Source organism: Cupriavidus sp. GW823-FHT07A04, assembly GCF_058794615.1.
This window is the reverse complement of sequence record NZ_JBXAHA010000010.1, coordinates 98254-112351: the sequence shown is the minus strand read 5'-3', so window position 1 is coordinate 112351 and position 14098 is coordinate 98254. Positions and strand designations below refer to the sequence as shown.

The 14098-nt window shown below is 67.2% G+C and carries 14 protein-coding genes; 8 read left to right on the top strand and 6 right to left on the bottom strand.

Annotation, left to right across the window (positions count from 1 at the left end; all coding sequences use genetic code 11):
• Positions 1 to 6 precede the first annotated feature (6 nt).
• The 3 genes from AC1Q7Q_RS18660 to AC1Q7Q_RS18650 all read left to right on the top strand — a co-directional run bounded on the left by AC1Q7Q_RS18660 (position 7) and on the right by AC1Q7Q_RS18650 (position 2756).
• Positions 7 to 1485, top strand: a complete 1479-nt coding sequence (locus AC1Q7Q_RS18660) for an efflux transporter outer membrane subunit (RefSeq protein WP_492373164.1) — start codon at positions 7 to 9, stop codon at positions 1483 to 1485.
• Between the two features lie 177 nt (positions 1486 to 1662).
• Positions 1663 to 1980, top strand: coding sequence for a DUF4148 domain-containing protein (locus AC1Q7Q_RS18655; protein ID WP_492373165.1), 318 nt, complete (start codon positions 1663 to 1665; stop codon positions 1978 to 1980).
• Between the two features lie 206 nt (positions 1981 to 2186).
• Entirely contained in the window at positions 2187 to 2756 is a 570-nt protein-coding gene (locus AC1Q7Q_RS18650; RefSeq protein WP_492373183.1) for a hypothetical protein, read from the top strand.
• A gap of 33 nt (positions 2757 to 2789) precedes the next feature.
• Here AC1Q7Q_RS18650 and AC1Q7Q_RS18645 read toward each other — a convergent pair whose 3' ends face one another.
• From AC1Q7Q_RS18645 to AC1Q7Q_RS18630, 4 genes are all read right to left on the bottom strand, one after another.
• The gene (locus tag AC1Q7Q_RS18645; protein WP_492373166.1) at positions 2790 to 3350 is read right to left on the bottom strand and encodes a TetR/AcrR family transcriptional regulator; all 561 of its coding nucleotides are present in this window, start codon (positions 3348 to 3350) and stop codon (positions 2790 to 2792) included.
• Between the two features lie 194 nt (positions 3351 to 3544).
• Positions 3545 to 4024 carry a nuclear transport factor 2 family protein gene (locus AC1Q7Q_RS18640; RefSeq protein WP_174425015.1) on the bottom strand — a complete coding sequence of 160 codons (480 nt, stop codon included), beginning with the start codon at positions 4022 to 4024 and terminating at the stop codon, positions 3545 to 3547.
• A gap of 188 nt (positions 4025 to 4212) precedes the next feature.
• On the bottom strand, positions 4213 to 4833 hold the full coding sequence (locus tag AC1Q7Q_RS18635; RefSeq protein WP_492373167.1) for a flavin reductase family protein: 621 nt from the start codon (positions 4831 to 4833) through the stop codon (positions 4213 to 4215).
• A gap of 151 nt (positions 4834 to 4984) precedes the next feature.
• Entirely contained in the window at positions 4985 to 5668 is a 684-nt protein-coding gene (locus AC1Q7Q_RS18630; protein WP_492373168.1) for a GntR family transcriptional regulator, read from the bottom strand.
• A gap of 73 nt (positions 5669 to 5741) precedes the next feature.
• On the opposite strand from AC1Q7Q_RS18630, the gene AC1Q7Q_RS18625 reads away from it, so the two are divergent.
• From AC1Q7Q_RS18625 to AC1Q7Q_RS18610, 4 genes are all read left to right on the top strand, one after another.
• Complete coding sequence (locus tag AC1Q7Q_RS18625) at positions 5742 to 6506, top strand: enoyl-CoA hydratase/isomerase family protein (protein WP_492373169.1); 765 nt, start codon at positions 5742 to 5744, stop codon at positions 6504 to 6506.
• Positions 6507 to 6581: 75 nt separating this feature from the next.
• Positions 6582 to 7559, top strand: coding sequence for a Bug family tripartite tricarboxylate transporter substrate binding protein (locus AC1Q7Q_RS18620; RefSeq protein WP_492373170.1), 978 nt, complete (start codon positions 6582 to 6584; stop codon positions 7557 to 7559).
• Between the two features lie 62 nt (positions 7560 to 7621).
• Positions 7622 to 8797 (top strand): CaiB/BaiF CoA transferase family protein, encoded by a 1176-nt coding sequence (locus tag AC1Q7Q_RS18615; protein WP_492373171.1) that lies wholly within the window; start codon positions 7622 to 7624, stop codon positions 8795 to 8797.
• 120 nt (positions 8798 to 8917) lie between these two features.
• The gene (locus AC1Q7Q_RS18610) at positions 8918 to 10024 is read left to right on the top strand and encodes a tetratricopeptide repeat protein (protein WP_492373172.1); all 1107 of its coding nucleotides are present in this window, start codon (positions 8918 to 8920) and stop codon (positions 10022 to 10024) included.
• Here AC1Q7Q_RS18610 and AC1Q7Q_RS18605 read toward each other — a convergent pair.
• Positions 10015 to 10728 (bottom strand): hypothetical protein, encoded by a 714-nt coding sequence (locus tag AC1Q7Q_RS18605; RefSeq protein ID WP_458766229.1) that lies wholly within the window; start codon positions 10726 to 10728, stop codon positions 10015 to 10017. The two genes, AC1Q7Q_RS18610 and AC1Q7Q_RS18605, sit on opposite strands and share 10 nt — an antisense overlap.
• Positions 10729 to 11252: 524 nt before the next feature.
• Between AC1Q7Q_RS18605 and AC1Q7Q_RS18600 the strand changes: the two genes are divergently transcribed.
• Positions 11253 to 12671 carry an NCS2 family permease gene (locus AC1Q7Q_RS18600; RefSeq protein WP_150991452.1) on the top strand — a complete coding sequence of 473 codons (1419 nt, stop codon included), beginning with the start codon at positions 11253 to 11255 and terminating at the stop codon, positions 12669 to 12671.
• A 205-nt stretch (positions 12672 to 12876) separates the two neighbouring features.
• Here the strand turns inward: AC1Q7Q_RS18600 and metC are convergent, their stop codons facing one another.
• On the bottom strand, positions 12877 to 14085 hold the full coding sequence (gene metC, locus AC1Q7Q_RS18595) for a cystathionine beta-lyase (protein WP_492373173.1): 1209 nt from the start codon (positions 14083 to 14085) through the stop codon (positions 12877 to 12879).
• Between the last annotated feature and the right edge of the window lie 13 nt (positions 14086 to 14098).

Genomic DNA, 14098 nt, shown 5'->3' with positions numbered 1-14098 from the left:
CCTGCCATGCAAACTCCCAAGCGTTCTCATCAAACCCGCGTGCCTGCAGCCCGGCCACGCCGCCTGGCGGCGTCGCTCGCCTCGTTGGCGCTGGCAGCGCTGCTCACAGGCTGCGCCACCGCGCCGGCCTACCAGCCACCCACTGTCGACACGCCCGCCGCGTACAAGGAAGCCGGCGCCAGCGCGGCGCATCCGGGCGGCCCGGCGGGCATCGCGCCGGACTGGTGGCACGTGTATGCCGACGCGCCGCTCAACGCGCTAGAAACCCGCATCGACGTTTCCAGCCAGACGCTGCGCAAGGCCGTGGCCCTGCTGGAAGACGCCCGTGCCCAGGCCCGGGCCGCGCATGCGGCTTACTTTCCCACCATCAACGCCGGGCTGAGCACCAGCAGCAGCCATACCTCGGCCAATGTGGTTGGCCGCTCGCTGGCCGGCAAGACCGAGCCCGACCACCTGCTAGGGCTCACCGCCTCCTGGGAACCCGACCTGTGGGGACGCATCGGCAATGGCGTGGATGCCGCCGAGGCGCGCGCCCAGGCCAGTGCGGACGACGTGGCGGCGGTGCGCCTCGGCCTGCAGGCCGAACTGGCCGCCGACTACTTCGGCCTGCGTTCGGCCGACCGGGAGATCGACCTGCTCAGGCGCACCGTCGACGCCTACGGCACGGTCCTGCAACTGGCCGACAACCGCTACCGTGGCGGCATCGCCACCGAAGGCGATGTGGCGCAAGCCAAGGCGCAGCTCGAAAGCACCAAGGCGCAGCTAGCCGACCTGCGCCTGAACCGCACGCAGCTGGAGCATGCCATCGCCACGCTCCTGGGCGAGCCCGTAGCGCGCTTCTCGCTGCCGCCACTGGCCGATACTGCCGTGCTGCCCACCCTGCCGGCCATGCCGGCCGCCTTGCCCTCGCAGCTCCTGGAGCGCCGCCCCGACATTGCCGCCGCCGAACGCCGCGTGGCAGCCGCCAATGCGCAGATCGGCGTAGCCCGCGCCGCGTTTTTCCCGAGCCTGCTGCTCGCCGTCGGTGGCGGGCTGGAGAGCACCAGCCTGGCCAGCTGGCTGACCGCGCCGAGCCGCTTCTGGGCGATCGGCCCCGCACTGGCCGCCACGCTGTTCGACGGTGGCCGCCGCCAGGCGGTGGCCGACAGCGCGCGCGCCCAGTTCGACGCCAGTGCCGCCGACTATCGCGCAAGCGTGCTGCGCGGCTTCCAGGAGGTAGAAGACAACTTTGCCGCGCTGCATGCGCTGCAGGAAGAGGCCACCAGCCAGCAAGCCGCCACCGAAGCGTCCGAGCGCGCTCTGGCGCTGGGGCTGGACCGCTACCGCAAGGGCGCGGTGGCCTACCTGGATGTCAGCGTGCTGGAGAGCACCGCGCTTGCCAGCGAACGGGCTGCCGAGCTGGTGCACCGACGCCAGTTGATCGCGAGTGTGATGCTGGTCAAGGCACTGGGCGGCGGCTGGCAACGGACTGCCGTGGCGCCATAGCGGCATAGCGGCATAGCGGCATTGGCAGCATCAGCGGTGCATGACGGGATTGTAATGAGATGGTAAGGCCGAGGTCACCGTGCCAAACCAATACTGGTCACAGCCTTTCATCATCTCGATGAAAGCGCAGCGGCCCCAGCCACACCGGGCCCTTCCAACTGAAAGAGGTAACGCACCATGAAAGCAATCGTTCGCACAGTCTTGCTGTCCTGCGCCCTGGCAGCGCCGGCTCTGTCCTTCGCCCAAGGCGAGCAGGTGCCACTCACCCGTGCCGAAGTCCGCGCCGACCTGATCCGGCTGGAGCAAGCCGGCTACCAGCCGGGCCACGGCGACGACGCGACCTATCCCCAGGACATCCAAGCGGCCGAAGCCAAGGTAGCCGCGCAAGCTGCCGCGGCAGCCAAGGGGGACGCGGCAAGCATGCCACCGCAGGCTCAGGCCAGCCTGCAACCGCAGATCGACGCCGTGCGCAGCGCCTTCTACTACGGCGCATGACGCGTCAACGCCGCTGCACGCTACGCGTTCCGGCCGCGAATCGCGCGCCCGGAACGCGCTATGCGCCATGCGAAACACAAACGGCGGCGGCGTCAAAGCTTGCTCAACACACTGGGCCAAACTACGGAAGTACCTATCCTCGCGGCGGCAGGCCTTAAAATCGCGCTCATGTTCGTTTCGAGATCTCGAATCTCGCCAAAACCATGATGAAGAAGCGCCCCCTCCTCGCCGCCCTCCTGTTGGCGTCGATCGCCGCCCACGCACAACCGCCCGGCAAGGATGCGGCCCCCCTCGGCCTTGAACTTGGCAAAACCAAGTGCGCGCGGATGACACCCGGCCCGAATCGCGTCAAGACAGGCACCACGCCGTGGGCCGGCGGGGACACGGTGGAGCTCAAGCACCTTGACCGTTTCAATCTGCCGGGCCTGACCCGCGCGATCGTGAACTGCGACGCGGGCGACACGGTGGCGCTCGTCACACTGACGTTCGATCGGTCCGCGCTGGATGACGTCAGCAAGAAGCTCGACGCCCGCTACGAGTCCAAACGCAAGACCGAGCCCAGTGCCGAGAACGGCTACGCCGAGTGGGAAGCAGCCAACGGCAGCCTCGAGATGCTCTACGCGCGCGACAGCAAGCAGTTCACCCTGGCGTATTGGGCCAAGGGCGCCAAGGCCAAGTATTTCGCCTACAGCGGCACGAACGACAAGAAGCCCGCCGCGCCAGCGCAGTCAACGCAGCCAGCGCAGGCACCCCAGACACAGCCCGCGCCGCTGTAACTGCCGCCCCGAAATGGGCTTTACGCCCCGCCTTCAACGCACTTGCTGCAACCGGCGCAGCAACCGCCGTCCTGCGTCGACCACGCCCGGATCGGCCGTCATCTGGTACCGCACGATCATGCCCTCCACGCAGAGCATCGCCTCTTCGGCAATGGCATCGGGCTCCGGCAGGCCAAGGCGCCTGGCCAGCGAACCGATAAAGGCCGCCAGTTCCGCCTTGTGCGCCACGGATTGCGCCACCTGAGTGCCCTCGCCGGAGGCGCCCGCCTCCGCCACCGCATTGATAAACGCGCAACCGCGAAAATCCTCGTCGGAAAACCAGTCGGCCAGCGCGTGCGCGATGACCTCCAGGCCGGGGCTGGCGGCAAAGCGCGCTTCCACGTCCTGCTCGAACCAGCGCATCCAGCTCTCGTGGCGCCGGTCGAGGAAGGCCGCGATCAACTCGTTCTTTGAGGCGAAATGCCGGTACAGGGACATCTTGGCCACGCCGGACTCGGCAATGATCTTGTCGATGCCGGTCGCGCGCAGCCCGTCCTGGTAGAACAGGCGGGCGGCGGCATCCAGGATGCGCTCGCGGGCGGAAGGCGTGGCCATGGCTGAAGTGTTCCTTGCTGCGAAAAGTGGCACGAAAGTGAGGCGATTATCCCTGATCGGCCTATGCGGACTAAGGGGTTGTTTCAACATGAAGCGAAGCGGCTCTGGCCAGGCGCGCGGCCGCAGACCATACAAGTGGATCCGCCAAGGCCGCGCAACGGCGCCAGCGTCTTTTTGTCTTTTTGAAATGGCCTTTAAAGGCCGAGATCGCTCAGGCTGGCATGGTCGTCCGGCCGGCGCCCCAGGGGCCAGAAGAATTTGCGCTCGGACGCCTTGATCGGTGCATCGTTGATGCACGCAAAGCGCCGCTGCATCAGGCCAGCTTCGTTGAACTCCCAGTTCTCGTTGCCGTAGGAGCGATACCAGTTGCCCGAATCGTCATGCCACTCGTACGCGAAACGTACCGCGATGCGGTTGCCGTCGAAAGCCCACAGTTCCTTGATCAGGCGGTAGTCCAGCTCCTTCTGCCACTTTCGCGCCAGAAAGCCGACGATGGCCTCGCGCCCGTTTACGAACTCCGCGCGGTTGCGCCACGCGCTGTCGACGGTATAGGCGAGCGCCACACGCTCGGGGTCGCGGCTATTCCAGCCGTCTTCGGCGCCGCGAACTTTCTGGATGGCGGTTTCACGGGTGAACGGGGGCACGGGCGGACGGATTTCGGGGTTGGACGACATCGACTTCTCCTGGCTGCGACAGCAGTGAATTGAAAAAGGCGGCCTGTAGCCTATTCGGCGAACCCAAAATGATACAGACCTGTCTACATTATTTTGGTAGACAGGTCTGTCTGTCAAGGCGAATCTGCAGGCGTGAAAAAGCCGGCGATCAGCCGGCCTGGAATCCGCCATCAGCGCCGAGGAAGTGCTCAGCGCGGGCGCCGCATGCGGAACAGCGCCTCGGGCCCGATCTCGAAGTAGTCGGCCGGGCCGCCGCCGCGCAGGATCGGCCGGGCTGCGGCAGTGTCATAGATGCCGTCCTTCAACAGCGCCTTGTCCACGTGCACGCCAACCACCTCGCCCAACACCAGCCAGGTCGGCACCTTATTGCCGTCGAAACCTTCGAGCTGGATCAGCTGGGTGAGCTTGCATTCGAACGAGACCGGGCTTTGCGCCACCCGCGGCACCGCGACCAGGCGCGACGCTACCGGCGTGAGCCCTGCCAGCTCGAACTCGTCGACCTCCGGCGGCACGGCCGCGCAGCTCGCGTTCATGGCGTCGGCCAGCGGCCGCGTGGCCAGGTTCCAGCAGAACTCGCGGGTCTGCTCGATATTGCGCACGCTGTCCTTGTAGCCAATGCTGGAAAAACCCACGATGGGCGGCGTGTAGTTGAAGGCGTTGAAGAAGCTATAGGGCGCGAGGTTGATGATCCCATCGCCACCGCGCGACGAAATCCAGCCGATCGGGCGCGGCCCGACGATGGCGTTGAAGGGATCATGCGGCAGGCCATGCCCGTTGGCGGGCTCGTAGAAATAGGGTTCGGCGGACACGAAGCGGGAGACTCGGGAAAACAGCGTTGAGAAGCGGAGGCAGCGCCGCCGCCTCCTTGACCAGATGTTGCCGGGCGCCCGCAGGTGCCAGACAAGCCGTCTGCGATGCTACCAGTTGCCGCGCCAGCGCGTTCGGCGCGGCGCGGTTGGCTCAGCGCCCTCCCGCGGTGGCGGCCGGCTCGTCATAAGCGTCCTGCGCCAGCAACACCAGATCGGCGACGGCCTTGCCACCCGCCGAAAGATGCGCGCGCATCGCGTCAGCCGCTGCGTCCGCATCGCCCGCCAGTACCGCCGCCACGATCACGCCATGCTCCTGGAAGGAACTCGGCACGCGAGCGGGGTTGATGAGTCCGCGATGGCGCCAGTAGATCGCCAGCCGCCGCCGCAGCATGCGAATCTGCTCAGCCAGATAAGGGTTGGCTGTAGCCTGATACAGCACGTCGTGGAAATCACGGTTGGCATCCACATAGCCCGGCGTATCGGCCGCCTCCACAAAGGCCCGGCCATGCTCGAACGCCGACGACAGCGCCGCCCTGCCCGCCTCGCTGATGCGCTGCGTTGCCAGCCGGGCCACCACGCCCTCCATCTCAGCCAGCGTCTCGAACATTGCCACCAGTTCGGCCACGGTTGGCTTGTGCACGAAGATCCCCGCGCGCGGCACGATCGTCACCAGGCCTTGCGCCGCCAGCATCAGCAATGCCTCCCGCACCGGCGTGCGCGAACTGTCGAATTGCTCGGCCAGCGCGCGCTCGTCCAGCTGCGATCCGGGCTTGAGCTTGCCGGCGTGAATCTCTTCCTCAATCGCCTCCCGGATCCGGTCCTGGAGTGACTGCACGGGTAAACCTCGATTTGATGCTTCCTTTGGCATATCTAGAATCGACCTCAATATATCTAAACATCAATCTTATATGCAAATACACGGCGAACCCCGGCTCAGCATCGACGGAAGCGTTGCAACCATCACCTTTGAACGTCCCGAAGTGGCGAATCGGCTTAGTCCGCGTGATTTGCTGGTACTTCGCGAGCATATCAACTCCATCAATGCGATGGAGAGTGTTTTGGTTCTGCGCTTCACCGGTACCGGCAAGTATTTCTGCAGCGGCTACGACATCGGCGCGCTGGCCAACGCCGACGAGGCGGGGGCGCCGGCCTTCGGCGAGATGATCGACCTGATCGAAGCCGCTCGCCCGGTCACCATCGCGGCGGTCAACGGCGGCGTCTATGGCGGCGCCACGGATCTGTGCCTGGCCTGCGACTTCCGCGTGGGCGTGCCCCACTGCGACATGTTCATGCCAGCGGCCAGGCTCGGCCTGCATTTCTACCGGGGCGGGCTGGAGCGCTATGTCAGCCGGCTGGGCGTGGACACCGCCAAGCGCCTCTTCCTGACGGCTGACCGGCTCGATGCGGATGAAATGCTCAAGGTGGGCTTCCTGACCGAGATCGTCGCGGCCGACACCCTGGCGCATCGCGTTGACGCGCTCAGCGCCACGCTCGCCGGCATGGCGCCCATCGCCCTGCTGGGCATGAAGCAGGCACTGAACCAGATCGCGCGCGGCGCGCTGGACACGGCCGCGCTGGAACGCGAGATCGCGCGGGCCGGGGCGTCGGCGGATTTGTGCGAGGGCGCAGCCGCCTGGCGCGAGAAACGCGCCGCGGTATTCACCGGCAGGTAGGCGCGCCGCGGAAAGCAGAACACAGAACACAGAACACAGAACACAGAAAGCAAAAAACAAAACCCGGAGACAACGATGATCAAGCGGCACCCAACCCTGCTGTTCCTGCTAGCGTCCACATCCGCTCTGGCCGGCCCCGCGCTGGCGGCGGACGCTTTCCCAATCAAGCCGATCCGCATGGTGATCGGCTTTCCCGCTGGCGGCGGCGCCGACAACGTGGCGCGGCTGTACGGCGACGCGCTCTCCAAGGAACTCGGGCAGCCGGTTATCGTCGACAACAAGCCTGGCGCGGGCACCACCATTGCCGCCGAGACCGTGGCCAAGGCGCCGGCCGATGGCTACACCCTGTATATCGCCTCGGCCAGCCTGATGGGCGGCGACAAGGTGCTCTACAAGAACATCCGCTACGAGCCCACGGACTTTGCGCCCATCACGCGGCTGACCGTCTCGCCGCTGCTGCTGGCGGCCAACAAGGAATCCGGCATCACCAGCGTGGCCAACCTGCTGGCGAAAGCCCGCCAGCACCCCGGCGCGCTCAATTACTCGTCCTCCGGCAACGGCGTGATCACGCACCTGGCCGGCGTGCAGTTCACCAAGCTGGCCGACGTCCAGCTTACCCACGTGCCCTACAAGGGCGGCGCGCCGTCCGCGCAGGCGGTGGCCGCCGGCGATGCGCAGTTCACCTTTGCCACGCCGGCTTCCGTGCAGGCCATGATCGATACCGGCAAGGTGGTCGGCATAGCCGTCACCTCCGCCAAGCGCTCATCCGTGCTGCCGAACTATCCGACCATCGCCGAAGCCGGCGTCAAAGGCTACGACGTGACCAACTGGTACGGCCTGTTTGCCCCGGCGCAAACACCGCCCGCCGTGATCGAGAAACTCTTCGCCGCTTCCGCCAAGGCACTGGCCAAACCGGAATTGCGGGCCAGGCTGGCCAGCCGCGGCGAGGAAGTCTCGCCGTCCGCATCGCCCGCGGAGTTCCGGCAGTTCGCGCAGCGCGAAGGCAAGACCGTGGCAGACCTGACTTTGAGCAGCGGCGCCAGGATCGACTGAGCCGCACGCCATTCCCGCACTCGTTCGATGTACCCCGGGCCTCCCGGCCCAAAAGGATTTCCATGATTCGCAATGCCGCAAACCTCCCGCTCGCGGGCTTTACCGTGGTGGACCTGACCCGTGTGCTGGCTGGTCCCTACTGCACCATGATGCTGGCCGACCTCGGCGCGCGCGTGATCAAGATTGAGAACCCCGCAGGCGGTGACGACTCCCGGCATGTAGGCCCGTTCGTGGATGGCGAGTCGGCGTACTTCGCCTCGGTCAACCGCAATAAGGAATCCATCGCGCTCGACCTGAAATCCCCGCGCGACCGTGAAGTCCTGGCGGCGATGATCGCCGGCGCCGATGTGCTGGTGGAGAACTTCCGCGCCGGCGTCATGGAAAAGCTCGGCTTTACATGGGAAGCCTTGCACGCCGCCAACCCTCGCCTGGTCTATGCCTCGATCTCGGGCTTCGGCCAGACCGGCCCCTACCGCGACCGGCCCGCCTACGACATGGTGGTGCAGGCAATGGGCGGCCTGATGAGTGTGACCGGCCAGACCGGCGGCGACCCGGTGCGGGTCGGCGTGTCCATCGGCGACCTTGGCGCGGGACTGTATGCCGCCATTGGCATTCAGTCCGCGCTGCTCAAGCGCAGCCGCACAGGGCTTGGCGAACGCGTCGATATCGGCATGCTCGATTGCCAGGTCGCGCTGCTGGAAAACGCCATCGCGCGCCACTCCGCCACCGGCGCCGTGCCCGCGCCGCTGGGCACGCGCCATCCCTCCATCACCCCGTTCGACATGTTCAAGACCGCTGACGGCTTCATCGTGATTGCAGCGGGCAACGACACCCTGTTCCAGAAACTGTGCGCCGCGCTCGGCCTGCCGGAGCTAGCTGCCGACCCGCGCTTTGCCACCGTGGTGGCGCGCAACCAGCACCACGCCGAACTCAAGACTTGCATGGAAGCGCGCCTGGCTGATGCGGACAGCGCCACCTGGTCGGCCACGCTGGAAGGCGCCGGCGTGCCGCACGGCCCGCTGCAAAGCGTGGCCGACATCGTGCAGGACCCACATGTGCAAGCGCGCGGCATGCTGCTGCAAGCCAGCATCGGCGAGGACCGCCCGATCACCCTGGCCGGCAACCCGATCAAGATCGGCAGCCAGGCAGGCGCGAGCCGCTTCCGGCGCTCGCCCAGGCTGGACGAGCATCGCGCAAGCCTGCTGGAGGAGTTTGGCCAGCATGCCAACATTGACTGACGTTGAATGGCGTTGGATGGCGTTGGATAGCGCTGGATAGCGGCGAATGAAGCAGGCATAAGCACGCCGCGTGCCGGCCAGACCGGTTAAGCTGGCGCCACCGCAACCACGCCGCTTGCCATGACCAAGCCGAGTACGGACCCGAGCGCGCCCGAAGCCGCGCTGGCAGTTGAGTTGACCATTGAGCTGGAGGCCGGGCTGACGGCGGCCATCACGTATCTGAACCAGGGCAACATCGATGCCGCTGCCAGCTATGCGGCCGCGCTCATCGGCCGCTACCCGGCGCATCCTGCCGTGTGCCAGCTAAGCGCGCAGATTGCCTTGCAGCGTGGCGAGGCCACGCTGGCGCGGCGGCACATCGCGCAGGGACTCTCGCTGCGGCCGGATCACCTGCCCTCGCTGCTGATCGCCGGCCGGGCGGCGCTGGCCGATGGCGCGCCGGCAGAGGCGCTGCCGCCCCTGCTGCGCGCCTGCGCGCTCAGCGGCAATGCCCTGGAGCCGAGCTATCTCGCCTGCGTCGCCCGGTTGCAGAGCGGAGCCGCGGACGCCGTGGCGGAACTGGGCCTGCTGATCCAGCGGGCGCCGGGTTTTGCGCCGGCGTGGATTGAACTGGCGGAGGCAATGCGCAAAGGCGGCGAGCTGCAAGCCGCGCTGGCGGCGCTAGACCGCGCCCTGGCGCTGGACGGCAATATCGCGCGCGCGCAGTTCCAGCGGGGCAAAGTGCTGCATGCGCTCGGGCGCAAGGCCGAGGCCGCCGGCGCCTTTGCCAGTGCCGTGGCGCTGGAGCCGCGCAGCCGGGAGGCGCGCCTGAACCTGGCCATCGCGCAGCAGGAGCTCGGCGAGCTGGCCGCCGCGCAAGCCACGCTGGAAGCCCTCGTCGGCGCGCATCCGCAGGACTACGACGGCTGGATCCAGCTTGGGCTGGTGCGGCAGGACCAGCGTGACCTGCGCGGTGCGCAGGCCGCCTTGCGCAGCGCCCTGGCCTGCCAGCCGGACGCTGCGCCGGCGGCGGTCAACCTTGGCATCGTGCTGCAGGAAGACGGCCAGCCGGATGCGGCCCTGGCCGCCTATGCCCACGCCTACCGCGTTGCGCCGGAGACCTTCGGCCGGATCGCGCAGGCGCTGTGCTCGGGACCGCGCGGCCGGCTATGGGCCGACCTGGGCGCCTTGCGTGCCTTGCTGGCCAGCCTCGGCGGCCCGGGCAACCCGGGCAGCAGTCAGGACTGACCGCCCCGCTCGCGCGGCGCGCGAAAGCGCTTGCGGTAGACGCCGGGCGTGGTCAGTACCTCCGCCGCCAGCTTCTCGTAGCGCCCGGCGCCCTCCGCATCGATCGTGCCGAAAGACAGTTCGAGCTCCGCGCGCGGCACCGGGCAGCACTGCGCGACAGGCGTGCCTTTGGGCAGGACGCCGTCGAACTCCGCGTCGGTCCATAGCGCCGGGAAATTGATGCCCACGTCATGGAAGCGGTCCGCATCGACCAGGCCACTCAGCGTGCGGAACGGCAGATCCCAGCGGTTGGCTGGATGCATCGCCAGCAGCGACCACCCTGGCGGCAGCTCGATGGTCCAGAAGCTGTTGAATTTCAGGGCGACGGCATCGGAATGCAGTGGCGTGCCGCCCAGTTGCTCCGGCACATGAAAGCTCAGCGGCGCGCGCGGATGGCCGTCGATGCCCGGCTCAGGCAAGTCCCAATCCCACGAGAACACGCCCCGCTCCACGCGCACGTCGCATGGCAGCAGAATCACAAAGCCATGGGTCATGGCATCGATGAACGGCGGGCATTGCTTGATGGTGCGGATGTCGCGGCCGTGCAGGGGCGAGAACGCCTTGGGACGCATCGCCCGCACCCAGTCCGGCAGTGCCTGCTGGGCAGGCTGCGGGCGCGGGAGGTTGTCCTGCAGCAGCGGATCGCAACGGAAGGTCACTTGCATGGCGTGCATGGCTTGGCTAGGTAGAGGCGGTCGATGGGCCGGAGTGGCCATTCAGTGTAGGGGCGAAGTGGCGAAACCGTCTAGCTGCCGCGCCCGCCACCGCACCCCTTACCCAATGTCCCGGCAGTCATGACAATTTGGGCGGCATTCGCACAATCGCCGCTTTGGTAGTTGCCTTCCTGCCCGCGTCCAGCCACAATCCGCGCTTTTCCGAACGCCCCGCCAGCCGCGAGCGCAACCGGCCACTCATATTCAATTCCCAATGTCAGCCATGTTCCGGCCGTTATGAACGAATGCTGCCCCTCCCTTAGTCTTGCGCCATGTCGGACCGGCAGCGCCAGCACGGAGTGGCGAGCCAGCGGCCGACAGCGGCGTACCGGGCTGCATGCAGTGCCGAATGCGACACAGACCTTGTGCGCAGCGGCCCGCATGACGGCCTCGGCAACGACAACGAAAAAGCGAGACAGCCTGGGTATGGGCGACGTAGCCGCCGCCCCAGCGCACCACAAAGGAGACACTCCGCCATGCTTGAACAGCCGTTCCCCGGCCGTGCCACCGCCCCCGGCACCGACGCGATCGAGGCCAAGGCCATCGACGCCATCGCATCCGTGGAAGCCAAGGGCTTCCTCGACCGCTACTTCCAGATCAGCGAGCGCGGCAGCACCGGGCGCCGCGAGGCATTGGCCGGCGCCACCACCTTCATGGCCATGGTCTATTCCGTGTTCGTCGTGCCGGGCATGCTCGGCAAGGCCGGCTTCGATGGCAGCGCCGTGTTCGTCGCCACCTGCCTGACCGCGGCGTTCGGCTCCTTGTTGATGGGCGTGTGGGCCAAGCTGCCCATCGCCATCGGCTGCGCGATCTCGCTGACCGCTTTCACCGCGTTCGGGCTGGTGCTCGGGCAGGGGCTCTCCCCAGCCGTTGCGCTTGGCGCGATCTTCCTGATGGGCGTGGTCTTCACCGCCATTTCCGTGACCGGCGTGCGCTCCTGGATCCTGCGCAACCTGCCGGCCGGCGTGGCGCACGGCACGGGCATCGGCATTGGCTTGTTCCTGCTGCTGATCGCATCCAACGACGTGGGGCTGGTGATCAAGAACCCTGGCGCCGGCCTGCCGGTCACACTGGGCAAGATCACCGCCTTCCCGGTCGTCATGTCGATCCTCGGCCTGGCCGCCATCTTCGGGCTGGAACGGCGCCGCGTGCCGGGCGGCATCTTGCTGGTGATCGTCGCCATCTCCGCGCTGGGCCTGGCCTTTGATCCCGCCGTCAAGTTCACTGGCGTGTTCGCGCTACCCGCGCTGAGCGCGCCGGGCCATGCCTCCTTGATCGGTGCGATGGACATCAAGGGCGCGCTGTCGCTGACGGTGCTGCCTAGCGTGCTGGCACTGGTGATGACGGCCGTGTTCGACGCCACCGGCACCATCCGCGCCGTCGCGGGCCAGGCCGGCCAGCTCGATGCGAAGGGCCAGATCCCCAACGGCGGCCGTGCCCTGACCACGGACTCGCTCAGCTCGATCTTCTCGGCCTTCTTCGGTGGCGCGCCCGCTGCGGCCTACATCGAATCGAGCGTTGGCGTGGCCGCCGGCGCAAAGACCGGCCTGGCCGCGGTGGTAGTCGGCCTGCTCTTCCTGGCAGTGATCTTCTTCTCGCCGCTGGCCGGGCTGGTGCCTTCGTACGCGACGGCACCTGCCCTGATGTATGTGGGCCTGCTGATGCTCAGCAGCGTCAGCAAGCTGCATATGGACGATATGGTCGACGCCATGGCCGGCCTGGTCTGCGCGGTCTTTATCGTGCTGACCTGCAATATCGTCACGGGCATCATGCTGGGCTTCTGCACCCTGGTGATCGGCCGCATCGTGGCCGGTGAATACCGCAAGCTGAATGTGGGCACCGTGGGCATCGCGCTGGCGCTGGCCGTTTTCTACGGCGGCGGCTGGGCAATCTGAGCCTTGACGGCCGTGGCACTGCCAGCGGCCGGTATCGAGAGGCGACACCGCGCGGTCCGACAGGCCATGCGGTGTTGCCACGCAAGCGGGTACTGAAAGCCAGCGCAACGATGACACTGGCTTTTTTGCGAAGCGGGCAAATTCCCGTCCCGCTTCTTTTTTTAGCGGCCTCGCCCTCTCGCGAATGGCCGCAAATCGCGCAGACTCAGGCCGCCGCGCGCCGTTGCGGCACGGATGCCTGCACCGTCGCTGCCAGCCCCTGCGCCAGGTCGGCGATCAGATCCTCCGGTGCTTCCAGGCCGATATGCAGGCGGATCACCGGCTCGGCGCCACGCCAGTACGAGTGTTCCGCCAGGCGCTCCGGCGCTGCCACCTGCACCAGGCTTTCATAGCCGCCCCACGAAGCCCCCAGCCCGAACAGGCTCAGCGAATCCACCAGCTTGCGCGCCGCCGCCACATCGGCGGTGGGCAGCGCGAACGAGACCAGCCCGTTGGCGCCCGAGAAATCCCGCAGCCACAGCGCGTGTCCGGGGTCCGAGGGCAAGGCCGGATAGAACACCCGCCCTACCGCCTCATGCGCTTGCAGGAACTGTGCCACCGCCAAGGCATTGCGCTGGTGCTGGGCCAGCCGCACGGCCAGCGTGCGGATGCCGCGCAGCGCCAGGTAGGCATCGTCCGCGCTGATGGCCAGGCCGAAGCCATCGTAGGCATCGGCAATGCGGCGCGCCAGCCCCTCGTCCTTGACCACCACCGCGCCCTGCATCAGGTCGGAATGGCCGCTGATGTACTTGGTCGATGCCAGTATCGATACATCCACGCCGAGCGCCAGCGGCTGCAGCACATGGCCGGAAGCCCACGTATTGTCGGTGGCCACCACCACGCCATGGCGGTGCGCGATCTGCGCAAGGCGCGGCAGGTCCAGCACCTCGTAGAGCAGAGAGCTGGGCGACTCCAGGTAGAGCAGCCGCGTGTTGGGGCGGATCAGCGCGTCCAGATCGTCCTGGCTGGGAGAGAAGTAGCTGACCTCGATGCCCAGGCGGCGCAGCAGCGTTTGCTCCAGCCTGCGTACCGGCGCGTAGACGCTGTCCACCACCAGCGCATGGTCACCCGGCGACAGCAGCGCGAGGAACGTCAGCGAGATCGCAGCCAGCCCCGAGGGCGCCAGGAAGGTGCGGTTGCCGCCTTCGAGCGCGGCAATCGCGTCTTCCAGCGCGCGGTGCGTATCCATGCCCTGCCGGCCATAGGAGCTGACACGCTCGCCGCGCGCATGGCGGGCCCGGATATCGTCATAGGCGTCCGAGTTCTCGAAGCGCACGGTGCTGGTGCGCACCACCGGCACATTGACCGGGCCGTGGCCCTGGACAAAGGGCGGCGTGCCGGCGTGGATCAGTTGGGTATCGCGATGATGGCTCATGGTTCCTGGATTG